Source organism: Curvibacter sp. GW821-FHT09D12 (assembly GCF_059416245.1).
Genome location: NZ_JBWKOU010000022.1, coordinates 49,742 through 76,117, shown reverse-complemented (window position 1 = coordinate 76,117; position 26,376 = coordinate 49,742). Strand labels below are relative to the sequence as shown.

28 protein-coding genes are annotated in these 26,376 nt (G+C 65.8%); 14 read left to right on the top strand and 14 right to left on the bottom strand.

What is annotated here, in order from left to right; translation table 11 throughout:
* Window positions 1-19: 19 nt before the first annotated feature.
* Together AC07PT_RS25035 and AC07PT_RS25030 are read right to left on the bottom strand one after the other, a co-directional pair.
* A complete protein-coding gene (locus AC07PT_RS25035; RefSeq protein ID WP_492350048.1) occupies window positions 20-1,132 on the bottom strand; it encodes a VanZ family protein in 1,113 nt (370 codons plus the stop codon).
* Window positions 1,132-1,560 (bottom strand): CopD family protein, encoded by a 429-nt coding sequence (locus AC07PT_RS25030; RefSeq protein WP_492350049.1) that lies wholly within the window; start codon window positions 1,558-1,560, stop codon window positions 1,132-1,134. Before AC07PT_RS25030 ends, AC07PT_RS25035 begins: the two co-directional genes overlap by 1 nt.
* Before the next feature lie 122 nt (window positions 1,561-1,682).
* Between AC07PT_RS25030 and AC07PT_RS25025 the strand changes: the two genes are divergently transcribed.
* From AC07PT_RS25025 to AC07PT_RS25015, 3 genes are read left to right on the top strand one after another with little or no spacing between them, the layout of a single operon-like run.
* Window positions 1,683-1,913: a hypothetical protein gene (locus AC07PT_RS25025; RefSeq protein ID WP_494658498.1), complete on the top strand. Its 231-nt coding sequence runs from the start codon at window positions 1,683-1,685 to the stop codon at window positions 1,911-1,913.
* Between the two features lie 14 nt (window positions 1,914-1,927).
* The gene (hemB, locus tag AC07PT_RS25020) at window positions 1,928-2,947 is read left to right on the top strand and encodes a porphobilinogen synthase (RefSeq protein ID WP_494658497.1); all 1,020 of its coding nucleotides are present in this window, start codon (window positions 1,928-1,930) and stop codon (window positions 2,945-2,947) included.
* An 18-nt stretch (window positions 2,948-2,965) separates the two neighbouring features.
* Window positions 2,966-4,075 (top strand): magnesium transporter CorA family protein, encoded by a 1,110-nt coding sequence (locus AC07PT_RS25015; RefSeq protein ID WP_494658496.1) that lies wholly within the window; start codon window positions 2,966-2,968, stop codon window positions 4,073-4,075.
* Between the two features lie 18 nt (window positions 4,076-4,093).
* Here AC07PT_RS25015 and AC07PT_RS25010 read toward each other — a convergent pair whose 3' ends face one another.
* Both AC07PT_RS25010 and AC07PT_RS25005 read right to left on the bottom strand, forming a co-directional pair.
* Window positions 4,094-4,765: an LON peptidase substrate-binding domain-containing protein gene (locus AC07PT_RS25010; RefSeq protein ID WP_494658495.1), complete on the bottom strand. Its 672-nt coding sequence runs from the start codon at window positions 4,763-4,765 to the stop codon at window positions 4,094-4,096.
* Window positions 4,766-4,832: 67 nt separating this feature from the next.
* Window positions 4,833-5,516 carry a dienelactone hydrolase family protein gene (locus AC07PT_RS25005; protein ID WP_494658494.1) on the bottom strand — a complete coding sequence of 228 codons (684 nt, stop codon included), beginning with the start codon at window positions 5,514-5,516 and terminating at the stop codon, window positions 4,833-4,835.
* A 149-nt stretch (window positions 5,517-5,665) separates the two neighbouring features.
* Here AC07PT_RS25005 and AC07PT_RS25000 point away from each other — a divergent pair, with 149 nt between their 5' ends.
* The 5 genes from AC07PT_RS25000 to AC07PT_RS24980 all read left to right on the top strand — a co-directional run bounded on the left by AC07PT_RS25000 (window position 5,666) and on the right by AC07PT_RS24980 (window position 10,150).
* Window positions 5,666-6,412: an SDR family oxidoreductase gene (locus AC07PT_RS25000; RefSeq protein ID WP_492350055.1), complete on the top strand. Its 747-nt coding sequence runs from the start codon at window positions 5,666-5,668 to the stop codon at window positions 6,410-6,412.
* Window positions 6,413-6,432: 20 nt separating this feature from the next.
* Window positions 6,433-6,924: a MaoC family dehydratase gene (locus AC07PT_RS24995; RefSeq protein ID WP_492350056.1), complete on the top strand. Its 492-nt coding sequence runs from the start codon at window positions 6,433-6,435 to the stop codon at window positions 6,922-6,924.
* 64 nt (window positions 6,925-6,988) lie between these two features.
* Window positions 6,989-7,612, top strand: a complete 624-nt coding sequence (locus AC07PT_RS24990; RefSeq protein ID WP_027477393.1) for a MarC family protein — start codon at window positions 6,989-6,991, stop codon at window positions 7,610-7,612.
* Between the two features lie 177 nt (window positions 7,613-7,789).
* Entirely contained in the window at window positions 7,790-9,376 is a 1,587-nt protein-coding gene (locus AC07PT_RS24985) for a methyl-accepting chemotaxis protein (protein WP_492350057.1), read from the top strand.
* Between the two features lie 183 nt (window positions 9,377-9,559).
* Window positions 9,560-10,150, top strand: coding sequence for an OmpW/AlkL family protein (locus tag AC07PT_RS24980; RefSeq protein WP_492350058.1), 591 nt, complete (start codon window positions 9,560-9,562; stop codon window positions 10,148-10,150).
* A gap of 176 nt (window positions 10,151-10,326) precedes the next feature.
* On the opposite strand, the gene AC07PT_RS24975 is transcribed toward AC07PT_RS24980, so the two are convergent.
* From AC07PT_RS24975 to AC07PT_RS24945, 7 genes are all read right to left on the bottom strand, one after another.
* Window positions 10,327-10,824: a hemerythrin domain-containing protein gene (locus AC07PT_RS24975; protein ID WP_492350059.1), complete on the bottom strand. Its 498-nt coding sequence runs from the start codon at window positions 10,822-10,824 to the stop codon at window positions 10,327-10,329.
* Window positions 10,825-10,993: 169 nt separating this feature from the next.
* The gene (locus tag AC07PT_RS24970) at window positions 10,994-11,179 is read right to left on the bottom strand and encodes a hypothetical protein (RefSeq protein WP_492350060.1); all 186 of its coding nucleotides are present in this window, start codon (window positions 11,177-11,179) and stop codon (window positions 10,994-10,996) included.
* 262 nt (window positions 11,180-11,441) lie between these two features.
* Window positions 11,442-12,101, bottom strand: a complete 660-nt coding sequence (locus AC07PT_RS24965; RefSeq protein ID WP_492350061.1) for an ABC-type transport auxiliary lipoprotein family protein — start codon at window positions 12,099-12,101, stop codon at window positions 11,442-11,444.
* A 23-nt stretch (window positions 12,102-12,124) separates the two neighbouring features.
* Window positions 12,125-13,108 carry an MlaD family protein gene (locus tag AC07PT_RS24960; protein WP_492350062.1) on the bottom strand — a complete coding sequence of 328 codons (984 nt, stop codon included), beginning with the start codon at window positions 13,106-13,108 and terminating at the stop codon, window positions 12,125-12,127.
* Between the two features lie 25 nt (window positions 13,109-13,133).
* Entirely contained in the window at window positions 13,134-13,943 is an 810-nt protein-coding gene (locus tag AC07PT_RS24955) for an ABC transporter ATP-binding protein (RefSeq protein WP_494658493.1), read from the bottom strand.
* 14 nt (window positions 13,944-13,957) lie between these two features.
* Complete coding sequence (locus AC07PT_RS24950) at window positions 13,958-15,109, bottom strand: MlaE family ABC transporter permease (protein ID WP_494658492.1); 1,152 nt, start codon at window positions 15,107-15,109, stop codon at window positions 13,958-13,960.
* A 136-nt stretch (window positions 15,110-15,245) separates the two neighbouring features.
* Window positions 15,246-16,157, bottom strand: a complete 912-nt coding sequence (locus AC07PT_RS24945; protein WP_492350065.1) for a LysR family transcriptional regulator — start codon at window positions 16,155-16,157, stop codon at window positions 15,246-15,248.
* Between the two features lie 142 nt (window positions 16,158-16,299).
* On the opposite strand from AC07PT_RS24945, the gene AC07PT_RS24940 reads away from it, so the two are divergent.
* Entirely contained in the window at window positions 16,300-18,039 is a 1,740-nt protein-coding gene (locus tag AC07PT_RS24940; RefSeq protein ID WP_494658491.1) for a GMC family oxidoreductase, read from the top strand.
* A 6-nt stretch (window positions 18,040-18,045) separates the two neighbouring features.
* Here the strand turns inward: AC07PT_RS24940 and AC07PT_RS24935 are convergent, their stop codons facing one another.
* Window positions 18,046-19,221, bottom strand: a complete 1,176-nt coding sequence (locus AC07PT_RS24935; protein ID WP_494658490.1) for a metallophosphoesterase family protein — start codon at window positions 19,219-19,221, stop codon at window positions 18,046-18,048.
* A gap of 185 nt (window positions 19,222-19,406) precedes the next feature.
* Here AC07PT_RS24935 and AC07PT_RS24930 point away from each other — a divergent pair, with 185 nt between their 5' ends.
* The 4 genes from AC07PT_RS24930 (at window position 19,407) to AC07PT_RS24915 (ending at window position 23,532) form a co-directional block, all read left to right on the top strand.
* A complete protein-coding gene (locus tag AC07PT_RS24930; RefSeq protein WP_494658489.1) occupies window positions 19,407-21,665 on the top strand; it encodes a TonB-dependent receptor in 2,259 nt (752 codons plus the stop codon).
* A gap of 92 nt (window positions 21,666-21,757) precedes the next feature.
* A complete protein-coding gene (locus tag AC07PT_RS24925; protein ID WP_492350069.1) occupies window positions 21,758-22,408 on the top strand; it encodes a MotA/TolQ/ExbB proton channel family protein in 651 nt (216 codons plus the stop codon).
* A 6-nt stretch (window positions 22,409-22,414) separates the two neighbouring features.
* Window positions 22,415-22,810, top strand: a complete 396-nt coding sequence (locus AC07PT_RS24920) for an ExbD/TolR family protein (RefSeq protein ID WP_494658488.1) — start codon at window positions 22,415-22,417, stop codon at window positions 22,808-22,810.
* Window positions 22,807-23,532 carry an energy transducer TonB gene (locus tag AC07PT_RS24915; protein WP_494658487.1) on the top strand — a complete coding sequence of 242 codons (726 nt, stop codon included), beginning with the start codon at window positions 22,807-22,809 and terminating at the stop codon, window positions 23,530-23,532. The genes AC07PT_RS24920 and AC07PT_RS24915 overlap by 4 nt, the downstream gene beginning before the upstream one ends.
* A gap of 18 nt (window positions 23,533-23,550) precedes the next feature.
* Here the strand turns inward: AC07PT_RS24915 and AC07PT_RS24910 are convergent, their stop codons facing one another.
* Entirely contained in the window at window positions 23,551-23,874 is a 324-nt protein-coding gene (locus AC07PT_RS24910) for a hypothetical protein (RefSeq protein ID WP_492350072.1), read from the bottom strand.
* A 45-nt stretch (window positions 23,875-23,919) separates the two neighbouring features.
* Complete coding sequence (locus AC07PT_RS24905; RefSeq protein WP_492350073.1) at window positions 23,920-25,257, bottom strand: ammonium transporter; 1,338 nt, start codon at window positions 25,255-25,257, stop codon at window positions 23,920-23,922.
* 334 nt (window positions 25,258-25,591) lie between these two features.
* Here AC07PT_RS24905 and AC07PT_RS24900 point away from each other — a divergent pair, with 334 nt between their 5' ends.
* A complete protein-coding gene (locus AC07PT_RS24900; protein ID WP_492350074.1) occupies window positions 25,592-26,350 on the top strand; it encodes a sulfite exporter TauE/SafE family protein in 759 nt (252 codons plus the stop codon).
* The last annotated feature ends 26 nt before the right edge of the window (window positions 26,351-26,376 follow it).

Below are 26,376 nucleotides of genomic sequence, written 5' to 3'. Positions count from 1 at the left end.
CCAGGGCATCGCTCCGACCTCAAACCGGCTCGCGCCGGGCCATCCAACTGACCAGATAAACCAGCGTGGCATAAGGCCACAACCAGCCTACCCATTGCGCCAAGCCATTGAACCGGATGAAGCGCCCCTGCTCCCAGGTCTGCAGGGTCTGGGCAAAATAGGCACTGGTCGGCGATTGATTCAAGATAGACAGGTGGATGCCCAGTGCCAGCAGGCACAAAGCAGCACACCCCCGACGAGTCAGCCACAGCGATGGCAGCGCCAGCAACACCGCCAGCACCAGGCCCAGTTGCACCGGCAGACTCAGCCAGCTCCAGGCGTGCACCGGGCCGTAACTCAAGGCGGCCGACAAGGCGGTGAAACCCAGGCCCACCCCCAGCACCAGCACCAGCATGGCCAGACGCCTGGGCAAGGACCGGACAATGCTGTAGGCCAGCAAGCAAGGCACCAACGCCCCCAGCGCCACACAGAGCAGTTCGGCACTCGGGATCAAAGGCTGCAGCTCCACATCTCGCACAGGCAGCCAATCCAGCAAAGGCGTATCAGCCAACCAGTCGGCCAAACCCTCTTCGACCCGCTCCATGACCTGGCCCAAACCCAAAGGGACCGCCGCCGGGAACAGCAGGCCCACCGGCCACAAGGCCAGCAGCACCAAGGCCCCACGCGCCTCCGGCACGAACCAGCGCGCACGGAACAGGGTCCAGCGATCCAACGCCCCCAGGCGCTCCAAACCCCACGCCGCCATGGCCCCCACAATCCCACCCAACCCGTTGAGGAACAAATCCACATTGGAGGGAACCCGCGAGGGCAGATAGCTCTGCAAACTCTCCATCACCAACGACAGGCCCAACGCCACCCCCACCGCCAACAGCAGCGGGCGAGCCAACCTGCTGCGCAGCCCCCCCAGAGTGATCAAAAAGCCCAAGGGGCCATAACCCAGGGCGTTCGACAGAACGTCAAAACCGGTCCAGTACCGAGGCAAGGGCGCCAGCAGGAATGCAAAAGGCGAGATCCCCTGAGTGCGCCACTCACCAAACGGGTACAGGCTGGCATAAACAATCAGCGCCGCATACACCTGGGCCAGAGGCCAGGCTGCGCTTTTGTGTTCAGACACGGCACCCGCCTCCGGCATCAAAACGGCTTGACCACCACCAGCACCACAGCAAGCAGCATCAGCAGCACCGGCGCTTCATTGAACCAACGGAACCAGACATGCCCGCGTCGGTTCTGATTGGCCACAAACTGGCGAAGCAATCTGGCACAGACATGGTGATAAGCCAGAACCAGCAGCACCACCATCAACTTGGCATGCATCCAGCCGTTGCCCGGCCCGCGGCCAATGCCATACCCCAGCCAGAGAACAGCGCCCAGGGCCAATGCCGGAACGGCCAGCAAGGTGGTGAATCGCAACAATTTGCGGGCCATCAGCAACAAACGCTCTCGCTCGGCCACAGAACCCACCGGCACCATGGCCAAATTGACAAAAATGCGAGGCAGGTAGAACAGACCGGCAAACCAGCTGGCCACGAAGACGATGTGAAAGGCTTTGATCCAGAGCATGGCGTCAGTGTAGGGCCAGATCCCCGCCTGTCCAGAAGCACCACGGCAAGCGATGCCAAGCCTTGTGTTGACACAGGGCAGGCAAAAAAAAACCCGGCCATCGGCCGGGTCAGGAAGCCTTTTTGCTGTCACACATCAAGGCACCCGCTCAGGGAGGAAAAGCGGGGAGCAGCAAGCTGCCCAGGGGTAATTTAGCAAAGTCACTGACCAAACTCAAGCAGGAAATTCAGATTTACATTGAATTTCGTCAGAAAAAAGCCGCACGTCGCCACAAATTACCGGATATCCAATATGGAAATGATATTTTTGAAACAACCATTCCACTGCGTCATTTACTGAACGACGAGGTATGAGGCACAATTTTCGAATGACCTCCCCTCTCCTCCACCCCGCCCCCTTCCCCGCCAATCGCCCGCGCCGCCTTCGGCGCGACAACTTCACGCGCAACCTGGTCCGCGAGCACCGCCTGAGCGCCCATGACCTGATCTACCCCGTGTTCGTGCATGAAGGCCAGAACCGCCGCGAGGCCGTGGCCTCGATGCCTGGCGTCGAACGGCTCAGCCTGGACCTGCTGCTGCGCCAGGCCGAAGAATGCGCTCGCCTGGGCATCCCCGTGATGGCCCTGTTCCCCGTGATCGATGCGGCGCTCAAAACCCCCGACGGCAAAGAAGCGCTGAACCCGGACGGCTTGATCCCACGCGTGGTGCAAGCCCTCAAAAAGGAAGTGCCCGAGTTGGGCATCATGACCGACGTGGCGTTGGACCCTTTCACCAGCCACGGTCAAGACGGCCTGCTCGACGACAGCGGCTACATCCTCAATGACGAGACCACCGAGGTACTGGTGGGCCAGGCGCTGGTCCAGGCTCAGGCCGGGGTCGACATCGTGGCCCCCAGCGACATGATGGATGGCCGCATTGGCGCCATCCGCGACCAGCTTGAAGCGCAGGGCCTGATCCACACCCGCATCATGGCCTACAGCGCCAAATACGCCAGCGCCTTCTACGGCCCTTTCCGTGACGCCGTGGGTTCGTCCGCCAACCTGGGCAAGAGCAACAAGAAGGTCTACCAGATGGACCCCGGCAACAGCGACGAAGCCCTGCGCGAAGTGGCCCTGGACCTGGCCGAAGGCGCCGACATGGTGATGGTCAAACCCGGCATGCCTTACCTGGACATCGTGCGCCGCGTGAAGGACCAGTTCCATGTGCCCACCTTTGCCTACCAGGTCAGCGGCGAGTACGCCATGCTGAAGGCCGCCGCCCAGAACGGGTGGCTCGATCACGATGCCGTGATGCTGGAAAGCCTGCTGGCCTTCAAACGGGCCGGTGCCGATGGCGTACTCACCTACTTCGCCATCGACGCCGCCAAAGCCCTGCAACAACAAGCCTGAGGGCACGCAGCCGCCCCCATGCGCATTTTCTCGATCCAAGGCTCGAACATCAGCGAGACCGACACCCTGCCAGCCCATTTGCCCGAGCAGGGCTACCTGTGGCTGGCCTGCTCGCGTGAAGAATTCGAGCACCTGCAAGGTCGCCTGCAAGGGGCCTTGCAGGCCTGGACGGGGTTGCAACTGGTGGATCTGCACATCTCCGACCTGCTGAACAAGCAGTTGCCCTCCCACTACGACTACACCTCGCAATACGATTTGCTGGTGTTTCGCAGGCTGGCGACCCGCCACGGTGAAAGTGATGGTGCCCATTCGGGTGAGCCGCTGGTGCGCTCACCGACCCGCGGCGGCCCACCTGTGCTGCGCCGCATCGACACCAGCCCGGTGGGCTTTGCCTTGTTCGACCATTTGCTGCTCACCGTGCACCCTAGCGACTGCAGCGTGCGCGAGGCCTACGCCGCGCGTCTGCTCAACCACGGCCATGCCGATCCGCGCCCCACCGGCTCACGCGTGCCCGCCAACCCGGCCGATCTGATGCTGCGGCTGGTCAATCTGATGGTGGACGGCTACCTGGAGCTGCGCCGTGAACTCACGCGCCAGCTCGATCACTGGCAAAGCTCTCTGCTCAAACCCGGAACCCGCTTCAACAACTGGAGCGCCCTGCTGGAGGCCCGGCTGTCACTTCACCAGCTTGACGAGATCTGCGAAGACCAGCGCGCCGCCATCCAGGACTGGATCGATGCCCTGGAAACCTGGCCCGACGCCCAAACCCCGGCTGAACAGCGCGAGCGTGACCTGTTGAAGGTGCGCAGCCGCGACGTGCTGGAGCACATTGAGCGCGTGGTGCACCATGTGCGTCGGCTGGAACAAAGCGCCGAGACCGCCGTGCAAATGCATTTTTCAGCCCAGAGCAACCGCACCAACGACATCATGCGCACCCTGACGGCGCTGACGGCCGTGTTCCTGCCTTTGAATCTGATCGCAGGCATCTTCGGCATGAACTTCGAATTCATTCCTCTGGTGCACCGGGAAACCGGCTTCTGGTGGGCCATGGGCACCATGGGACTGATTGCGCTGGGCTTGATCGTGGTGTTCTGGCGCAAGCAATACCTTGCTCGCTCCAGGCGCTGAACCAGGCCTGGCCCCCGATCAATGCGGGTCCGGCGGCGTCAGGCCGTGATCACGCTCCAGCAGATCTGCCACCAGCTCCAGGCGCAGCAGAGGGCTTTCCAGGCTCATCAACTGCTGCATCTGGGCTGCCGGCAAGCCCAGCAGCTCGCACCAGCGGTTGGCCAGCCAGCCCGCGTCATGCCACTGATAAGGCTGGCGGACCGGTAACTCCAGCCCGGCCTGAGACTGGCGCTGCACTTCGGCTTCACCTTGCGCCACCAGGGCCTGCAGCGCGCGCTGCACGTGCAAGAGGTGATCAGGCACGGCCACCAGCGGGTCGTCCGGCAACCATTCGGCCACCGGCGCCACCCACAGCCCATGCTTGAGACGCTGCGGTGTGGCCAGGCGAAACCGCTGCCCACCCTCACAACGGATGAACATCAACCCGGGTTGGGGCCGCTCCAGCCCGACGATGTGCGCCAGAGTACCCACCCGTTGGAAGGCCTCTGGTGCAGAGTCCCCTGCGCGCTGCACCTCCTGGCCTTGCAGCAACGACACCACGCCAAAAGGCCGCCCCTCGCGGTGGCATTGGCCAATCATGTCCAGGTAGCGCACCTCGAAGATCTGCAGCGGCAACCATCCCCCCGGAAACAACACAGTTTGCAGGGGAAACAGAGGCAGCGCCTCATTGACGGGGGGCAAGGAACTCATGGCAGGAGACTCGATGGACAGGTGGCGCGGAAGGCGTGATTGTCACCGCGCCAGCGCCACAGGCCCCTCAAGCCAGATGCTGCGCAAAGAAGGCCAGCGTGCGTTCACGGGCCGTGTTCGCGGCCACCTCGTCATACGAGCCACGCTGATCGCAATTGAACCCGTGGTTGGCAGCATAGACGTGCACCTGCACCTCAGGGTGGGCGGCCCGGAACACCTCGACCGACTCCAGCGAAATCCAGTGGTCCTTGTCACCAAAGTGCGCCAGCACCGGCACCTTGGGCTGACGCGCCACTTCGTCGGGTGTGGTCACGCCACCGCCGTAATAGGCCACAGCAGCGCTCAAGCCTGTCAGCGCCACGGCCGAGCGCCAGACCAGCAGGCCGCCCCAGCAATAACCGACGATGCCCACCTTGCCGGCGCGGGCCGCATGGTCGATGGCGGCCTGGATGTCTTGCAACACGCCGGGGGCAGGCAGGGCTTCGACTTCGGTCTTGTAGCCAAAACCCTCACCCATGTCGGCCTCGGAGTAGCCCAGTTCCACCCCGGGTTTGACGCGGTTGAACGTGGCCGGCGCCACGGCCAGATAACCCTGGGCGGCATAGCCATCTGCCACCGAACGGATGTGCGAATTGACACCGAAGATCTCCTGCAGCACCACGACAGCCCCCTTGGGCGTGCCGGCGGGCTGCGCCACATAGGCGGGGAACACATGGCCGTCAGCGGCCTTCAGATCGATGAATTGACCCATGGAAAACTCCTGTTGGAAAGTACATGCAAACGGCACACCCGACAAAGACCGGGCTCTGCCGACACCCGACGCAAAATAGCGGGCACACGCGTCGCCGGGCACAGGCGGCTTTTTACCCCAATTGACCCCATCTGGCTGGAGACATGGATATGAGCAAAGTAGTGTTGATCACCGGCGGCAGCCGCGGCATCGGCGCAGCGACCGCCTTGCTGGCGGCGCAGCAGGGCTACGCAGTGGCCGTGAACTACACGGCCAACTCCCTGGCCGCCGATGAAGTGGTCCGCCAGATCCGCGCCAGTGGTGGGCAGGCCGTGGCGGTGCAGGCCGACGTGGCCGACGAAGCTCAGGTGCTGGGCATGTTCGCCAAGGTCGACGCCAAACTGGGGCGTCTGAGCGCCCTGGTGAACAACGCCGGCGTGGTCGACGTGACCGCACGGGTCGAGGACATGAGCGTGACGCGCTGGAAACGCATGTTCGACATCAACGTGATCGGCACCATGCTGTGCGCCCGTGAGGCGGTGCGCCGCATGAGCCGTCGCCACGGCGGCGACGGCGGCGCCATCGTCAACGTCTCCAGTGCGGCGGCCCGCCTGGGCTCGCCCGGCCAGTACGTGGACTACGCCGCGGCCAAGGGCGCCGTGGACGCCTTCACCATCGGCCTGGCCAAAGAAGTGGCGGCCGAAGGCATCCGTGTCAATGCGGTGCGGCCCGGGCTGATCGAGACCGACATCCATGCCTCAGGCGGCCTGCCCGACCGGGTGCGCGACCTGGCCCACCTGGTGCCCATGCAGCGCGGCGGCAGCGCCGAGGAAGTCGCGCAGGCGATTGTGTGGTTACTGTCTGACGCGGCAAGCTACACCACCATGTCGCTGCTGGACGTTTCTGGCGGCCGTTGAGACAACCAAACAAACCTCTCATGACCCAAGCAAGCTCGATTCGGTATTACTGGGAAGACCTGCACGTCGGATTTCAGAAAGACCTTGGCACCATCTCCCCCAGCCGGGAAGACATCATTGCCTTCGCCAGCCAGTTCGATCCCCAGCCCTTTCACCTGGACGACGAAGCCGCCAAGGCCTCGGTGTTCGGGGCCTTGTGTGCCAGTGGCTGGCACACCTGCTCCATGGCCATGCGCCTGATGGTGACCCACTTCCTGCGCGAATCATCCAGCCTGGGCTCACCGGGCCTGGAGGGCATCAAGTGGCTCAAACCCGTGTTCCCCGGCGACACGCTGCGCCTGCAACACACCGTGCTGGAAAGCCGTCCCATGAGCAAACGCCCCGACGTGGGCCTGGTGCGCACCCAATGGGAGATGTTCAATCAGCATGGCGACAAGGTGCTGCACATGGAGGGGTATGGCATGTTCCGCCGTCGCAACCCCGCCGTCGCACCGGCAGAATCCGCCAATTGACTCATGGAAAGCACCGTGTAGCGGTGCATGGCTTCCGAAAGGTCGATGTGCGAGACTCAAGCGCATGGACTTTAAGCCGCTTGTCACCCTGCTCGCCATCGTCAACCCGCTGGCGATTGTTCCTTTCTTCATCCACTACACGCAGGACTTCACGCCTGCCCAACGCCGACGCACCATCGGCATCTCGGCCATCAGCACTTTTGCGGTGATCGCCATCAGCGCCATCCTGGGGCTGCAGATCCTGGATTTCTTCAGCATCTCTCTGCAAAGCTTCCAGGTCGGGGGGGGCACGCTGCTGCTGATCGGCTCGATCAACATGCTCAACGCCCAACCAGCCGAAGCCAAGTCGAATGCCGACGAGGTCAATGATGCCGCGGCCCGAGCCTCGATCGCGGTGGTTCCCCTGACCATTCCCCTGTTGACCGGCCCCGCCACCATGTCGACCGTGGTGATCTATGCGGACAAGGCCCATACCTTTTGGCAACACGCCGCGCTGGTGGGCTATGGCGCCGTGATCGCCCTGGCCACGGCCGTGTGCTTTTCGCTGGCCGAACCCATCGCCCGCATCCTTGGCAAAACCGGCATCAACGTGATGACCCGCCTCATGGGCTTGATCCTGGCCGCGCTGTCGGTGGAAGTGATGGCCGATGGCCTGGGCAAACTGTTTCCCATCCTGATGAGCCGCTGAGCCAGCAAGCCCAAGGGGCACGCGATTGATATCGGTCAAGGAAACCCCAAGCACCCAAGCGGTGCATGGCCTGCGTTTCTAGAATCACTGGGACGCCGCCTGACCATCCGTCCCGACCGAGAAGCTGGTTTCAGCCGTCAGGCCACCAGGCTGCGTCGCAGTCACAGGACCCTACCCATGCAGAAACTCCCCATTGGCACCCGGCTTGCGCTGGGCTTCGGCCTTTTATTGCTGCTCACGCTGCTCAATACCGGCCTGGGCAACTGGCAGTTGCAGACCGCCACCGAATCCACCCAGGCCATCATCGACCAGCCGCTGGCCAAAGAGCGCCTGATCTCGGACTGGTACCGTCTCATTCACAGTGCCGTGCGCCGGACCACGGCCATTGCCAAAAGCACCGACCCCTCACTGGCCACCTTCTTTGCCGATGAGCAAAAGCAATCGGCGGCCGACACCACCGCCATCCAGAAACAGGTCGAAGGCCTGATGGTCAGCGCCGAGGAAAAGCACCTGTTCGCCGAGATCTCAGAACTGCGCAAGGGCTACGTGGCGGCGCGTGATGACGTGATCCGCCTCAAACGCGATGGCCAGGGTGCCGAGGCCGACAAGCTGCTTGAAAGCGCCTTCCTGCCCAATGCCAGCCGGTATGTGGAACGTGTCAAGACTTTGCTTGAAATGCAGCGCAAGGCCCTCGATCAGGCCGCCACCCCGATCCGCGAGGCCAACGACCGCGCGCGCCACCTGATGTGGCTGCTGGGCAGCCTGTGCCTGGGCGTGGGCGTGGGCTGTTCGGTGCTCATCACGCGCAGCATCACCCAACCCGTGTCGCGCTCGCTCAAGGTGGCGCAACAGGTGGCCTCGGGCGATCTCAGCCCGTTGCCCCAGCATCAGCTGGCCATACGCGACAGCCGGGATGAGACCAGCCACCTGCTGCAGGCCCTGGGCACCATGCAGGCCTCGCTGACCCGGGTGATCCTGGGCATTCGCCAGTCAGCCGACAGCATCGCCACCGCCAGTGCCGAGATCGCCACGGGCAACCACGACCTGTCGGTGCGCACCGAGCAGACCGCGGCCAGTCTGCAGCTCACGGCCTCGTCGATCGAACAGCTCACCGGCAATGTCAAGCAGACCGCTGACGCCGCCCACACCGCCAGCGGTCTGGCCTCCCACGCCACCGAAGTGGCCTCTCACGGCGGGGCCGTGGTGGCCCAGGTGGTGAGCACCATGGAAGCCATCAATGCCAGCTCGCGCCGGATCGCTGACATCACCGGCCTGATCGACAGCATCGCCTTTCAGACCAACATCCTGGCGCTGAATGCTGCGGTGGAGGCCGCCCGGGCCGGCGAGCAAGGCCGTGGCTTTGCCGTGGTGGCCAGCGAAGTGCGCACCCTGGCCCAGCGCAGCGCAGAAGCGGCCCGCGAAATCAAGGGACTGATCACCAGCAGCGTCGAACGGGTCGAGGACGGCACCCGCCAGGTGCATGAAGCGGGGCGCACCATGGAAGACATCGTCAGCGCAGTCCAGCGTGTCACCACAGTGGTGGCCGACATCGCGGCCGCCGCAGCCGAACAATCCCAGGGCATTTCGCAGGTGAACAGTTCAGTGGGCCAGCTCGATCAGATGACGCAGCAAAACGCGGCCCTGGTGGAGCAATCCGCCGCCGCCGCCCAGAGCCTGCGCGAGCAGGCCGAACGCCTGACCCAGACCGTGGCCACCTTCAGCCTGAGCGCCAATGCGCCTGCACAGGTGCTGTTGCCGGGCTGAAAACAAGCACAAGCCACAGGGTCTGGAAAACCACCGAAGCCCCGCAAACTTGATGCAGCGCAAACAAATGACACCCTCGACCTCGAGTCGGTTTTGAATTTGACATTCCGCAAGGTTTGACCGGGGTGATTTGAATTTAATAGCGATACGGGGGCCGTCCCCGGTGATGTGAGAAAGAACACCATGAAAAAGCAAGTGATGGCTGTCGCCGCCCTGTGTGCACTGATGTCTGGCGCGGCCTTCGCCCAGCAAGCCGAAGGCCCCTGGCTGGTGCGCGCCCGCGCCGTGAATCTGCAAGCCTCCAACGGCGACACGACCGGCCTGGGTCTGTCGACCAACAACAAGTGGCTGCCTGAAGTCGACTTCACCTACTTCATCAACAAGAACATCGCTGCCGAGTTGATCCTGACCGTGCCGCAAAGCCAGACGCTGTACTCGAACGGCGCGGCCATCGGCTCGTTCAAGCACCTGCCGCCGACCCTGACGCTGCAATACCACTTCGACATGAACGGCTTCAAGCCCTATGTCGGCGCCGGTATCAACTACACCCGCCTGAGCAGCATCAACCTGCCCGCCGGTGTGAGCGTGGACAGCAACAGCTTCGGCCCCGCCCTGCAAGCCGGTGTGGACATTCCTGTGGGCAAGAATTTGTACGTCAACTTCGACGTGAAAAAGGTTTACATCCGCACGGATGTGAGCGCCGCTGGCAGCAAGTTGGGGACCTTCAAGGTGGACCCCCTGCTGGTGGGTGTGGGTCTGGGCTGGCGCTTCTAAACCATCGCCGCATACGCCCAGTTGAGGCCAGCAGGTGCAAGCCTGCTGGCTTTTTTGTTGCCTGGGCCGTTTCACACGAACAGCATCGACTCAAGCAGACAACAAAAAACCCGCCGAGCGGGTTTTTGTTTGGGGGCCAGACTCAGCCCCAGGTCAAAGCGGCCCTCAGGCGGCGATCAGGCCGCCAGCGTTTCTTCTGCCGTGTCAGAGCAGGTCGACCCGCCGCAGCCATGGATCTCACCCTGGGGCAGGGCATCGGGCGATGCCACGACGCCGGTCTCGGCGTCGTAACCCACGCGACGCAGGTGCAGGGCCAGGGCCGCATCCATGGATTGAGCATGCTGCGGAAACCAGATGGCCAGTTCAGAGGCCATCTGCCGCACCACGGCCAGATCACCTGCGGCACCGCGCACCGCACCTTCGCGCATCACCTGCAGCACCACCTTGTGCTGCATGGTGTGGCAGTTGGACGACGAGAAGCGGGTGTCCTGCATCCAGCGGTCTTCACGGCCGAAGTGATCATCCGTGTGGTCCACCAGCACCTGCCAATGTTGCAGCAGGGTGTCGTCAGGGGCTGAGGCCACGACCGCCAGCAGATCGACGAACTCGCGGTGGGTGTCGTCCATCAAAGGCAGGTCCAGCGACAGGGCGTCGCTCCATTCGAGCTGGTTCATGAGCGGTTCTCCGGGTGTGCGCAATCGCGGCAGCATAAGCGCGAGCGAACGCCCTGGATTTGATCCAGGTCAGCCAGCCGGCAGGGTGACCGTCAGCAGGCTCGACACCCCCTGTTCAAAGTCTCCCTTGGGTCGCGCAGCGAAATCAGGCGAGACATTGAACAGGCTCTCAGGGCTTGCGACGGGTGCGTTGGGCCAGCGAGGGGGCCGCCTTGAAAGGCCAGGCCACCGAGGCTTTGGCCCAAGCCGGGGTGGCCGGCGCATCGGATCCGGGCAAGGGTTGGGCGGCACGCGCGGGTGGGGTCTGGGTGGAAGCGCTGCCCTTGGGCGGCGCGTTCTTCCTGGTGTCTGACATGGAACTCCCTCGGGGCGTGATCGCCCTCATTGATCTGAGTGGATGGCGCGCGGCAGGCGAAGTTCCCCGGCCGCTGATGGAGGGCCCGTGACCAAGCCCTGGCCCAGGCAACCATCGGTCAAGTTGACTGCACCAATGGACTCAACGACGATGCCCATCGCGTGGTTGACGCATGCGGGGACTCAGACACATCATTTTCAAACACCAGCACGGTGTTCACCCAGTCTGGCTTTGCCAGACCGGACGGCGCTCATCCCGGTGCTCAGCGAGCCCGCTCCAGCCACTGCCCCAAGGTGCCGGCCACCTGATCGGTGGCCCGTGTCAGTGCGAGCACGCCACCGACCGCATCGGCACTGGTCGCCGGTTCGTGCGCCGTGAAGACCTGCTGGGCCAGCAGGGTTTCACCCGCAGGGCTGTTATCGACCAGGGTGGCGCGCAGGCGCACCAGCGCCTGGCTGTGGCTGGGGCTGTCAAACACCTGGGTGAACTCCTCCAACTCAAGGCGCAGCACCCGCACGGGCTGGTTGTCGGCACGCTTGAGCGCTGCACTCTCGCCCGCACTCATGACCGTGTAGCGCGTCGACAGGTGATCGCGCAGGCGCTGCCGGATCAGCTGAGCGGGCGGCAAGGTCCAACGGGCCTGCGCATACGGGCGCAGTTGCTGATCGCCCGCGTAGGCCAGCCGATACAGCACCGCACTGGAGCCCTCGAACACGCCCACGGGTTCCAGGTCGGCCAGTGCCAGCACTGGCAAGGGTTTGGCGGGCGGGGCGACCGCATCGGCCTGCGCCAGGCCGGGGCCGAAATCGTACTGGGCGGGGCGCACAGGGCGCTCCGGCAGGGCAGAGCAGCCGGCCAGCAGAAGGAAGGCCGCAGCCCAGGCAGCCGACAGCACCCGGCGATCCGTCAAATAGGGGGTCATGGCAAGGTTCTCCTGGATCTGGTTCACGGGCGGGTCAAGACAGCCGGGGCCCGAAAGCCGGGCTCACCCGGGCCCGGCTCGACCAGGCCATGGCCGAACAACAGCGATTGCGGGTTGTCATTGATGCCGGTGACGGTGCGCCCCAACTGGCGCGCGGCACGGGCGCTGTCTTCAGTGAAACGGTTGACCCGCGGCAAGGTGGTCGAGCCCAGGGTGTCCGTGACATGGGACAAGGCTTCGGTGCCTTGCGCGATGCGGTCCAGCGGGCCGTCCTTCTCGTTCAAACGATGCGCCGTCTGCGCGATTTCGCCCGACATGCGCCCCACTTCGGCAGCGCTGTTCTGCACGGCCCGCAGGGTCTGCGAGGCATCCCGCGTCAACGCAGGCACCGCCGCCAGCGCAGGCTCCACGTGGGTCTTCACCGTGCTGTTGAGGGTGGCCGTGATCTCGGCCACATTGGCCGAGGCCTGCCCGATGTTGGCCAGCATCAGCGAAAGGCGTTTCTGGTTGTCGTCCGACAAGGTCTGAGCGATGCGCTGGGTGGCATCCTGGATCTGGGACAGCAGCTCAGGGGCCTGTTCGGTGAGCTTGCCCAGTTGCGAGGTGACCAGGGGCAGGCGCGGCAGCCCATCTTCGCCACTGGGCAAGGGCTCCTGGGCCTGGCCCGCGTCGTCCAGCAGCACATAGGCCAGGCCTGTGACCCCCTGGTAGGCCAGGGTGGCAAAGGTGGTCGCGGTCAGGGGGGTCTTTTCCTCCACCGAGATGCGGATCAGCACATTGCCCTTGGCTTCGTTGTCGAAGCCGATCTGGGTCACCTTGCCCACGGCCACCCCCTTGTAGCGCACGGGGGCCTGGGGCTGCAGGCCGGTGACGCTGTCACGGGTCGAGAGCTCCCAGGACTGGTAGCGCCCCTTGTCCCGCGTGAGCCAGAAGCCCAGTGACAGCAAGAGCAGGGTGACCACCAGCACAAAGGTGCCGGCGGCCATGGCGTGGGATTTGTTTTCCATGTGCGGTGTTCCTCGAACGTGGGCTTCAGGGGATGGTGGGGGCCGGGGCCATGGCCCGGCGCCCGCGCTCGCCCTGGAAGAAGTCGTGGATGAAGGGGTGGTCCAGGCCGGCGACCATCCGCGGCGTGTCGGTGAACAGCACTTTCTGGCTGGCCAGCACAGCCACCCGAGTGGACAGCGCGAACAGCGTGTCCAGATCGTGCGTGACCATGATCACCGTCAGACCCAGCTCGGCGTGCAGGTCCTTGAGCAGGTCGCAGAAGTCGTCAGACGCGTGGGGATCCAGGCCTGCGGTGGGTTCGTCCAGCAGCAGCAAGGGCGGGTCCATGATGAGGGCACGCGCCAGTGCCACCCGCTTGATCATGCCGCCCGACAGATCCGAGGGGCGCTTGTGGGCATGCTGGGGACCCAGGCCCACCATCTGCAGCTTCACGTAGGCGGCGTCGGTCACCACATCGGCCGGCAGCGTGCCCAGCTCTCGCAAAGCAAAGGCGATGTTCTCGAGCACGCTGAAGGCCGAAAACAAGGCCCCTTGCTGAAACAGCATGCCCACGCGGCTGGAGGCGCCGTGGCGGCCCAACTCGGCCGCCGGCTGCCCCAGCACCTGCACACGCCCCCGCGCGGGATGCTCCAGGCCCAGCATCTGGCGCAGCAGCACCGTCTTGCCGGTGCCCGAGCCCCCGACCAGGGTCAAGACCTCGCCGCGGCGCACCTGCAAGGCCAGGTCGCGGTGGATCACCACCTCGGATTCGCCGCGACCGAACACGGTCCACAGGCCCTCGATGTCCACCACGGGGGCGGCATCGGCCGGTGGGGCCAGGTTGGCCAGAGGCATGACCGTTGCTTTCATCAGATCCCCACGTCCTTGAACAGGATGGCGAACAGCGCGTCCACCAGGATCACCACGGTGATGGAAGTCACCACCGACGCCGTGGTGCCCTGCCCCAGGCTCTCGGTATTGGGTTTGACCCCCAGGCCGTAATGGCAGCCCACCAGGGCGATCAGGATGCCGAACACCACCGACTTGCCGGTGGCCAGCAACAGATTGCTGGCCTCGACCGCCGCCGGCAGCGCCTGCATGAAAAATGCCGGGGTCACCTTCAGGGCCAGATCGCTGGCGAGCATGCCGCCGGCCAGCGAGGCCACGGTGGTCCAGACCGAAATCAGCGGCATGGCGATGGCCAGCCCCAGCGCCCGCGGCATGACCAGCCGGAAGCCGTGGGCGATGCCCATCACCCGCATGGCGTCCAGCTCTTCGGTGACCCGCATCACGCCGATCTGCGCCGTGATCGCCGAGCCTGAGCGCCCCGCCACCAGGATGGCGGCCAGCAGGGGCCCCAACTCGCGGATCAGTGAAATGCCCAGAATGTTCACGATGAAGGCCTCGGCACCGAACTGGCGCAGTTGCAGCGCCATCAAGTAGGCCAACACCACGCCGATCAGAAAACCCACCAGCGCGGTGATCGGCATGGCCGTGGCCCCCATCTGGTACAGGTGGCCCGACAAATCCCGCCAGGGGGCGTCGCGCGGTGCCCGCAGCAATTGCATGACATCCAGCAACAGCTGCCCTTGCATGCGCACGTAGTCACGCGCATGGCCCAGGCCTTTCAATACCCGCACCCCCAGGTGGTCGATGGCCGAACGGGTGCCATCCCCGGAGGCCTCGGTCCGGTCCTGCCCTGGCGGCAAGGTCAGGCGCGCCACGCGTTCCAGCATCTGGCGCTGCAAGGCATCGATCTGCAACTGCGCCGGCCACTGCATTCCCCATTGGCGCCACAGCAATTGCGCCCCCACGTGGTCCAGCCGCTGCAGGCCGCTCAGATCCCATTGCACCGGCCCGGCAGGGCCACCGTGCGCCGGTGCCAGGGCCTGCAGAAGCTGGTGTGCCACCCCTCGATCCGCCAGCGCCGCGGCCGTCCAGTGGCCGGTGGGCGCGGCACAGCGCCCATCGGCGGTGTCACGCCATACCAGGCTGGGGGAAGACGGGGAGGTGTCGGTCACAAGGCAAGGGGGGGGTCAAAACTGTCACATCGTAACGCCAGCCAGCCCGGGCTCTCAAGGGCGCCACGGCACAGGATCAAATAGATTGCAAAGCGACACAAAGCTGACGTTTGGACAACACGCCAAGACCACGCGCTCAGGCCCAGACCGCCGCCAAAGCCGCACAGGCACAGGCCAGCACCGGGTCATCACGCCGGGCCGCCGGGTACACAAAGGCCAGGTCGCAATCCAGGCTGACGGCATCGGCAATCACCAGCCCTCGGGCCTGGCTTTCGCGCATGGCAATGGAGTCACGCACCAGGCTCAGGCCCACACCGGAGCGCACCAGGTCCAGCATGCTGGACTCCTGGTCCACCAGGGCCACCCAGCGGGGCTCCAGACCGGCAGGCGAACCGACGCCCATGACCCGCGCCAGCAGCCGATGGTGGGCCGATGCGGGCGGCGTGGCCAGCCAGGGCAGGGCCGCCAGGCCCTTCCAACCACGCCCCTGCACCTGCGGCCCCCAACCCGCCGGCGCCAGCACCCGGTAGGTGAACCGGGTCAAGGTGAGCTGGGTCAGGGGCTCGGGGGGTGGCTGATCCGGTTCGGCCAGGTAGAAGCCCCCATCCAGCGCATTGCGCTGCACGGCATCCCAGACATCGCCGCTCATGGCCTGACGCAATTCGGTGCGGACCTGCGGGGCGGCCTCGACCAGGTGCTTGAGAAAGGCGCCCAGGCGGGTGAACTCGGGGTCGAGGATGGTGCCGATGCGCAGGCTGCCGCGCACGGTGTGGTGCAGACGCTGGGCCGCCTGGGCAAAATCGACCAGCGCGCCCAAGGCCCGCTCGGCCTGGGGCAGCAAGGCCGCACCATCGGCGGTCAGCACCAGGCCACGTGGGCTGCGGCTGAACAGGCTCAAACCGGTGGCCTGGGCCAGCGCCTTGAGCTGCAGGCTGACCGCCGGCTGCGACAGGTGCAAGCGGGCCGCCGCCCGCGACACGCTGCCCTCGCGGGCCACCATGACGAAGGCGCGCAGGCTTTGAGGGTCGGTCATGAGGGACGGTGACATGGGCGCAATCCCTTTGTGATATTTGCCATTCTTATAAGACAGTTTTGAACAACTCATTGGATTAACGGGCCAATCTGCCTGAAACTGCGTCACAGATCGCCAACGAATCATGAGATTGGCAAATACACGCCCCGGAGACACCATGAGCCAAGCCCCCTCCTCTTCCCAGGCACCGGCCCCAGCGGCAGAGGCCTTGTTCGACTACATCGTGATCGGTGCCGGCACGGCGGGCGCACTGATGGCCAACCGGCTCAGTGCCGACCCCAGCCGCCGGGTGCTGCTGATCGAGGCGGGCCGCAAGGACGACTACCACTGGATCCACATCCCGGTGGGCTACCTGTACTGCATCGGCAACCCGCGCACCGACTGGCTCTACCAGACCGAACCGGCCGCCGGCCTGAACGGGCGCACCCTGCGTTACCCGCGCGGCAAGACCCTGGGTGGCTGCAGCAGCATCAACGGCATGATTTACATGCGTGGCCAGGCCCGCGACTACGAGCATTGGGCCGAACTGACGGGGGACGACGCGTGGCGTTGGCAGCAGGTGCTGCCCGAATTCATGCGCCACGAAGACCACTGGCGCCTGGATGTGGCGGGTCAATCACCGGCCGGCTTCGAGCAATGGCACGGCCACCGGCGCACCGGCAGCAGCGGGGAGTGGCGGGTTGAAAAGCAGCGCCTGCGCTGGGACATCCTTGACGCCTTTGCCCAGGCAGCCCAGCAAGCGGGCGTGCCGGCCAGCGACGACTTCAACCAGGGCAGCAACGAAGGCGTGGGCTATTTCGAGGTGAACCAGAAAAGCGGCTGGCGCTGGAACTCGGCCAAGGCTTTTTTGCGGCCCACCTGCTATGCACGCCCCAACTTTGAACTCTGGACCCAAGCCCAGGTGGCGCGCCTGCTGCTTGAAACCCAGGCCGACGGCGGCCGACGCTGCACCGGCGTGCAGGTCTGGACGGGCAGCGAGATGGTCACGGCCCGGGCCAGCGCCGAGGTCGTGCTGTGTGCCGGCAGCATCGGCACGCCGCAGATCCTGCAACTTTCGGGCATCGGCGCGGCCCCGGAACTGCTGGCACGCGGCATTGCCCCCCAGGTCGATCTGCCCGGGGTCGGCCACAACCTGCAGGACCACCTGCAGATCCGGGCGGTGTTCAAGGTCCAGGGCGTGAAAACGCTCAACACCCTGGCCAACAGCCTGTGGGGCAAGGCGATGATCGGTCTGGAGTACGCTCTCAAACGCAGCGGCCCCATGAGCATGGCGCCCAGCCAGCTGGGGGCCTTCACGCGCAGCCGGCCCGACCTGCCCCACCCCAACATCCAGTACCACGTGCAACCCTTGAGCCTGGACGCGTTTGGCGAGCCCCTGCACAGCTTCAATGCCTTCACCGCCAGCGTGTGCAACCTCAACCCCAGCAGCCGCGGCTCGGTGCTGGTGAAAAGCCCGCGTTTTGACGAAGCCCCCGCCATCGCCCCCAACTACCTCAGCACGGACGAAGACCGCCAGGTGGCCGCCGACAGCCTGCGCCTGACGCGGCACATCGTGGCCCAGCCTGCGCTGGCGCGCTACCAGCCCCAAGAGTTCAAGCCCGGTACCCAGTACCAGAGCGATGAAGAACTGGCCCGGCTGGCCGGCGACATTGCCACCACCATCTTCCACCCCGTGGGTACCACGCGCATGGGGCGCGCCGACGACCCGCAGGCCGTGGTCGATTCGCGCCTGCGCGTGTTCGACGGCGTGGGCCTGCCCGGCCAGCCCCGGCGCACCATCGCCGGCCTGCGTGTGGTCGACGCCGGGGTGATGCCCACCATCACCAGCGGCAACACCAACAGCCCCACGCTGATGATGGCCGAGCGCGCCGCCGGCTGGATCACCGGGCGGAGCTGAGCCCGATCAGGGCAAATCCCAGGTCTTCAGCACCTGGGTGGGGCCGAAGTGCTCGTCAAAGCCCAGCACCTGGATCTGCACGCGGTCGTCGGCATAGACCTTCACATCCGCCCAGGCATAGAAGCGGTCGAAAGGGTTGCTGCTCTGGCCGGGCCAGGCGGCAAAAGGGGATCCGCCCGAGCCCACGATCACCTGCCAGGCCCGGCCCCCTTGCGCCAGCCGGGGCTGCGAGGCGTGGTAGATGTGCTGGTGGCCGCAGAAGTAAGTGGCGCCATAGTCCTCGATGACATCCCAGAACGCGTCGCGCAAGGCTGGGCGCACGTTCAGGCCATCTTCACGCTCGGCCACACCGGCCTGAAACTCATACACATAGGCCATCTTGTGGCCGAACACGAAATAGTGCCTCGCTCCGCGCGCCTTGGCGGCAGCCAGGTCGGCGCGCAGCCAGCGCACCGGCGCCGAGCTGTCAAAACCCACCGGGTCGGTGTTGATGACGGCCAGGTGCACCGAGCCGACATCGAATGAATAGCTGAGCAGCTGCTGCGGCGTGCTGACGCCATCGCTGCCCGAGGCCGGAGCGTGGGAGGGGCGCCAGGCCTGGGCGGGCTGGCCCGTCAGGCGGCTCCAGCGCGTCTCGTCCAGGATCAGATCGCCCATGTTGGCCCGCCAGGCGTCTTCGAGCCAGGCTTGCGCCAGCTTCTCGGTGCGTCCATTGCCCAGCCGCGTCGGCACCTGAACCTCATGGTTGCCAGGCACCGGGAGCACATAGGTGCCCTGCTCCATCAAGCCAGCCACCATGCCGCGCCAGTAGGCGTACTCGCGCTCGACCTGGGTGGCATCGCGGGTGTAGCCCATGATCATGTCGCCGTTGAAGACCAGGGCCTGCGGCCGCACCGCCGCCATCTCCCGGGTCATGCGCGCCAACACCTGGGTGGCCTGTAACCAGCGCCGATCCTGCCCCGTCAAGCCCGGGGCGCGCGGGTCGTGCCGGCTGTCACCCACGGTGGTGAAGTGAAACACCGGGGCCGGCGGCGCCACATCGGCCGTCTGGGGCATCGCAGGCACCGGTGCAGCGGCTGCCACTGCAGGCGTCGGGACCAAGGTACCGCCCTCAGGGAGGGCACAGGCCGACAGCAGCCAGGCACAGCAGCCCGCCAGAAGCCAGTTCAATCGCAAATTCATGGGCAGCCCTCTCTCATGCGCACCGGAAACCTCAGGAGGCGCAGAGCTTAACGCCTGCCGGTGGGGCGTCGATTTGTATCCATTTGTCACAACAACGTCAACAGCATGTCACGGGCCATCTCTAGATTCCCGGGGTTCCCCATGGCTTGGCCTTGTGTCCCATCCTTTGCAGAAGAACCCATAACATGTCCCACGTCTGTCCTTTCCCAACACGTCCCCTGACCCGCCTGCTGACGCTGGCCCTGATCTCACTGGGGGCCTCACAGGCCGCCCTGGCCGACACCGTTGACCTTGGCACCGTCGGCGGCAGCGGTGGCGCTGCCGCCACGCCGACCGTGAAAGCCGAACGCGGTACCGCAGCCTCGGTGGCCCCCACGCAAGCCAGCCTGAAAGCCACCCAGCCTCAGTCGATCATCTCGCGCGCCTTCATCGAAGACTCGACCCCGCCCACCGGCAACTTCAACACCATCACGGCGATTGCGCCCAGCGTGGCGTCGATGCCTTCCACCAACGGCCCAGGCCTGGCCGACCAGAAGATGAGCCTGCGCGGCTTCCAGGACGGTGAGTACAACGTCACCTTCGACGGCATCCCCTTCGGCGACTCGAACGGCCCGACCCACCACTCGACCGCCTACTTTCCGGCCTCGGTGATCGGCGGCATGGTGATCGAGCGTGGCCCGGGCAATGCCAGCAACATCGGTTATTCGACCTACGGCGGCAGCGTCAACCTGTTCTCCAAGACCCCCTCGGAAACGCAGCAGGTTCAGGTGTATGGCTCGGTGGGCTCGTGGGGCACGGTGCTGGAAGGCATTGCCTACGAAAGCGGCCGCATGGAGGGCAGCGACGCCACCCTGCAACTCAATGCCCAGCACATGGGCGCCAAGGGCTACCTGACCCACAACGACCAGGTCAACAAGAACATCACCGCCAAGTACCAGCGCCCCGTGGGCGACAGCAGCCTGCTGACGCTGTTCATGAGCCTGGCCGATGTGAAGACCAACACCCCTGACAACGCCAGCGGCCCGACCCGTGCCCAGGTGAACGCCATGGGCGCCAACTACAGCCTGAACAGCAATCCGCGCAGCCAGGGCTACTACGGCTACAACTACGCGGCCAAGCAGACCGACATGGAATATGTGCGCCTGCAAAGCCGCCTGGCGTCGGGCTGGGAAATCGACAACAACGCCTACACCTACGCCTACACCAACAGCACCACGGCCGGCCAGGACCCCTCGCTGTACAACGGCACCGCCGACACCAGCCTGAGCTTCACCAACCTGCTCAAGAAGCCCGTGACCCTGCCCAACGGGGACGTGCCCGGCTACTACAAGCTCAACATGTACCGCGTGTGGGGCGATGTGTTCAAAGCGACCAAACAGTTCGACGCCGGCCTGCTGCGCACTGGCTTCTGGTACGAGGGCTCGCGCACCCAGCGCCACAACCTGGAGGCCGACCTGACCACCGGTCAGCAACTGCCTGGGGCCAATGGGTCCTACCCGACCGGCGTGGTCACCTCGTCCAACTTTGCCGAGCAGAACTCGAACTGGCACCAGGTGCAGCCCTTTGCCGAGTTCGAATGGGCCGCCGCCAAGGGCCTGACCGTGACCCCGGGCCTGAAGACCATGTGGTACCACATGGGCCTGAAATCGGCCATGAACCAGAAGTCGCTGACCCCGCAGGACTACCAGTACACCTACCACGCGGTGCTGCCCTTCCTGACCGTGAACCAGCAGCTCGACGGCAGCAACTCGCTGTACGCCCAGTACGCCAAGGGCATGCAGGTGCCCTTCCTGGGCGTGGGCTCGCCCAACGGTGCCGCACCGGACCCGCAGACCACCACCAACTACCAGGTGGGTGCCGTGCACAAGTCGGACGCGCTCACGCTGTCGGGCGACATCTACTACATCACGGTCAACAACCTGCAGCTCAACACCGGCACCAGCGCCAACCCGAACTACATCAACGCCGGCGGCGCCATCTACAAGGGCATTGAAGGCGAGGCCACCTACATGATCGGCCAGGGCCTGGCCGCCTACGGCAACGTGGGCGTCAACAGCGCCAAGTACAAGGCCGGCAACGCGGCCAACGGCCAGCCGACGGGCGACGTGCCCAACGCCCCCAATGTGACCACTGCCCTGGGCGCGCTCTACAACATTGGCCCCTGGAACGCCTCGCTGATCTTCAAGCGCATCGGCGAGCAGTACAACGCCAAGCTGGGTGGCAAGCTCAGCCACATCGACAACACCGACCTGAACGTGGCCTACACCTTCAAGAACGTCGGTGCGTTGATGGGTGCCAAGGCCCTGAAGCTGCAGTTCAGCGTGTTCAACCTGACCAACCGGCAAAACCTGATCGCCGTGAGCGGCCCGCTGAGCAGCGCCTCCACCCAGTACCAGTGGCAGGCCCCCCGCAGCTACATGCTGTCGGCACGCGCCGATTTCTGAGACGCCGAGCCCTTGGCGCTCTGACTGGGGCCAGCACCCGCTGGCCCCAGATGCCTTCTGCCCCCGCCACTGACCCACTGCACGAGCCCGACATGACCCCCTCAAAACTGTTTGAACTGGCCAACGCCTCCGGCGGCACCCTGTACCTGATGGGCCTGCTGCTGCTGATTGCCCTGACCGTGATCATCGAACGCAGCCGCCACCTGCTGAACATGCAGCAAGCCGGCGTCGACCTGATGAATGCCTTGCGCGACGACCCGGCCCTGCTGGCGCCGGCCACCCAGGTGTTGCTGAAAAAACATGCCGATCAGCCGCATGTGCGGGTGATCCGCAGCCTGGACAACGAGCCCGCCGAATCGTCCAGCGACACCGCAGCCGGCCACATCGAAGAATCGCTGATGCACGAGGTGCCCTTGCTGGACCGATCGCTGTGGGTGCTGGACACCGTCATCACCCTGGCCCCGCTGCTGGGCCTGTTCGGCACCATCGTGGGCATGTTCCGCGCCTTCTCGGTGCTGGACGATGTGCAGAACGGGGCCAGCCAGGTCACCGGCGGCATCGCCGAAGCCCTGATCGCCACTGCCTGCGGCCTGTTCATCGCCATGCTCGGCCTGATCTTCTTCAACTGGCTGAGCACCCGGGTGCGCGTGATCGTGCACCAGCTCGAAACCCTCAAGATCATGCTGCTGAACCGCCGCCGCCCACAGCCCACGCAGCAGGCCTCGCACCTGAAGGCCGTGTGAGTCGCCATGCGTTACTTCGAAACCAAGAAAGCCCGCATCGAGATCATTCCGATGATCGACATCATGCTGTTCCTGCTGGTCTTCTTTGCCATGATGACCCTGAAAATGATCCCCACCTCGGGCCACGTCAGCAAGCTGCCCACCAGCAGCACGGCCACCGCGATGCCTTCGCCCAAACTGCTGGTGGAGGTGCATGAGGACGGCTCGCTGCATGTCGATGGGCAGGCCCTGCCAGCCCCCGAGCTGACGGCCCTGGTCAAGCAGCGCGATGCCGCCCACCTGGCCGTCACCATCGCGGGTGGCGAGCACGTCAACCTGCAGCAGCTGATGGGCGCGATCGACGCCGTGCGACTGGGCGGCGCCACCCAGATCGGGCTGGCGGCACGCACCGTGCGGCCATGAGCACCTTGCCTGCCGCCACCAGGCTGCTGCCCCGCCCCGCAGCGCCCACGCGGCCCCCGCTGTGGCCAGCGTTTGGTGCCGCCTTGACCCTGGAAGCCGCCGCCGTGGCGGGCCTGCTGCTCTGGCTGAGCCTGCACCCGGCCGAGCCACCGCTGCGCGTGCTGCCCTTGCAGATCGAGGCAGCGCCTGCCCCCACGCCCCAGACAGCACCGACACCGCCGGTGAGCAAGCCGCCCCCACCGCTGCCGACCCCCCAGCCCGTGCAACGCAGCCCGCGCCCCGCCATGGTCCCGCCCGCAGCGCCGGCCCCCACGCCACCGCTGCCGGTGAGCAGCGCCCCCAGCGAGGTGGCAGCCACGCCCCAGGCCCAGGCCGCCGCTGCGCCGGCCGTGGCCGCGCCACCGGCACCGCCGCCCCCACCGCCGCCCGCCGGCCCGACGGGGCCTTCGCCCGAGTACATCGCCAAGGTGCGCGCCGCTGTGCAGGCCGCCTTCATCTACCCGCCCGCGGCCGTGGCAGCCGACTTCCATGGCCGTACCCGGGTGGCCTTCACGCTGCGGGGCACCACCCCGGCCAACGCCCGCGTGCTGGTGGGCAGTGGCATGGGCCTGGTGGACCGGGCCGCCCTGCAGTCGGTGCGCTCGGCCATCTATCCATCACCGCCCCCGGAGATGAGCCAGACGGAGTCGCAGTTCGAGGTGTGGGTGGAGTTCAAGCCCTGACCACGGTCAGGGGCAGGTTCAGCGCAGGCCGCCGATATAGCGCGGGGCCTCCGGGTCGGCCGGGCTGGCTGGGGCCGCAGCACGCAGGCCCACCCGCGCCAACTGCTCGCGCGCCGACACAGCCGGCGCCGGCCGAGGGTTCCAGGCCTGATCCAGCTTGTCAGCCCATTCGGCCAGGTCGGCGTGCGCGCCTTCCTGGGCCGCACTGCGCGCCACCCGCACCATCTCAGCCGCGTAGTCGGCATTGACGGCCATCCATTCGGTGTCCGTCACCCGACCGGCCTTGCGGCGCAACAAGACATGCAGGTGGGCCGCGATGGCCAACTTTTCACTGGCAAGCATGAGCGGTTCTCCAGACAAATTCCATCGGGCAGCGGGGACGCAAGCTCATGCCCCCAGGTGCTCTCGGTGCTGGGCCACATCCAGGCCCCCTTGCTCACTGGCCTCGTCCACCCGCAGGCCCACCAACACGCGGGTCAGCCCCAGCACCACCCAAGTCATCACCAAGCTGTAACCCAGCACCGCCACAGCCCCCAGGGCCTGCACCACGAGTTGCCCCTTGGCCCCACCCACCACCGGGTTGGCCAGCAAGCCCGTCATCAGGCAGCCCACCAGGCCCCCGATGCCATGAACGCCAAAGACGTCCAGTGAGTCGTCGGCGCGCAGCAGGCGCTTCAGGCCGGTGGCCCCCCAATAGCAAGCCAGCCCGGCCACCGCGCCGATCAGCACGGCCGAGGCCGGTGTCACATAGCCCGAAGCCGGCGTGATGGCCACCAGGCCCGCCACCACCCCGGAGCACAGGCCCAGCAGCGAAGGGCGGCGGCGGCGCACCCATTCCCCCAGCATCCAGGCCAGGGCACCGGCACAGGCGGCCAGGTGGGTGACCAGCATGGCCAGGCCGGCCCGGCCGTCGGCGGCCAGGGCCGAGCCCGCGTTGAAGCCAAACCAGCCCACCCACAGCAGGCCCGTGCCCACCATGGTCAAGGCCAGGCTGTAGGGCTCAAAAGGCTCCCGCCCGTAACCCTGGCGCGGCCCCAGCACATAGGCACAGACCAGACCTGCCGCACCGGCGTTGATGTGCACCACCGTGCCGCCGGCAAAATCCAGCGTGCCCAGCTGGGCCATCCAGCCCCCAGGCTCCCAGGCCCAATGGGCCACCGGGGCGTACACCAGCAGCGACCACAGGCCGGCAAACCACAGCAGGGCAGAAAACCGCATGCGCTCGACCAGGGCCCCCACGATCAAGGCCGGCGTGATGACGGCGAAGGTCAGCTGGAACATGGCGAACACCGACTCGGGCACATGCGGCGCCAGATGGCTCACCGCCACCTGGGCCCCCTCTTTCACGTAGTCCATGCCTGCAAAGCCGGCCCGCGCCCATGAGCCCAACCAGGGCGTGCCCGGCGTGAAGGCCAGCGAATACCCCAACCCCAGCCACAGCAGGCTGACCAGGGCCGCCACCGCCAGCACGCTGGCCATGGTGTTGATCACGTTCTTGCGCCGCACCATCCCGGCGTAGAACAAGGCCAGGCCCGGCAGGGTCATGAGCAGCACCAGGGCGGTGGCGCTCAGCATCCAGGCCGTGTCGGCCGGGTTCAGGCTGGCCTCGGGCACCAGGCCCGGGCGGCTGATCGCCAGCGCCGACTCGGCCCGCACCGAACAGGCCAGACAGGCCCAGCCCAGCGCCCCAATCACCTTGCTGTTTCCCAACACTCTTGCGCGCATCCTGCCTCCAGGGGTTCTTCTGACGCACAAGCTGCATGACTCATGCCAGGGGCTGAACGGGGCCTGCAGCACGATTGGGGGCAGGGAAACCCCCAATGCACCGAAATGGTCCAAAGTTATACATTTCATGCACTCGCGACGGGCACACAGTGACCTGTCATGGCGGGGGATCGAGGAGACAAACCTTCAAAACAACCAGAACATCATCTGGACGGTGCTCAAAGAAGCTGCCGCAACCTGACAAAGGCGCCCAACCGGGCGCCTTTTTTATTGGCTGAAACGCCTCCGACCCGATCAGCCGATCCCCCCGGCAGGCGATGCGACAATCCGCCCAATGGACTTCTTTCTTGTATCGCTGGCCTCGTTGCTGGCAGGATTCATCGATTCGATCGTCGGCGGCGGCGGCCTGGTCCTGGTACCAGCCCTGTTCGCCATCTACCCCACCACGCCACCGGCCACCCTCTTCGGCATCAACAAGAGCGCCTCGATCTGGGGCACAGGCATCGCCACCTGGCAGTACCAGCGCCGCGTGAGCCTGCGTTGGCCCACCGTGTTGCCCGCCGCAGCCGCGGGCTTTGCCGGGGCCTTTGCGGGGGCCTGGGCCGTGACCCAGATCTCGCCCGAGTTTCTGCGCCGCCTGCTGCCCCTGATCCTGCTTGGTGTGCTGGCCTACACCCTGGCCCGCAAGGAACTCGGACGTCACCATGCGCCGCGCTTTGCGGGCCTGCATGAGACCGCCGCCATCAGCCTGATCGGCTTGGTGATCGGTTTCTACGATGGTTTCTTCGGCCCGGGCACGGGCAGCTTCTTTGTCTTTTTGCTGGTGCGCTGGCTGGGCTACGACTTTTTGAACGCGTCGGCCAATGCCAAGCTGCTGAACACCGCCACCAACCTGGCCGCACTGATCCTGTTCAGCCTCAAGGGCCATGTGTGGTGGCACTACGCGCTGCCGCTGGCGGCGGCCAATGTGCTGGGCAGCGTGCTGGGCACGCGGCTGGCCCTCAAACATGGGGCAGGCTTTGTGCGCGGCGTGTTCATCGCCGTGGTGTCGCTCCTGATCCTCAAGACGGGCTACGACGCCTTCCTGCGCTGAGGCCGGCGGGCCGCGGCCCGCCGCCG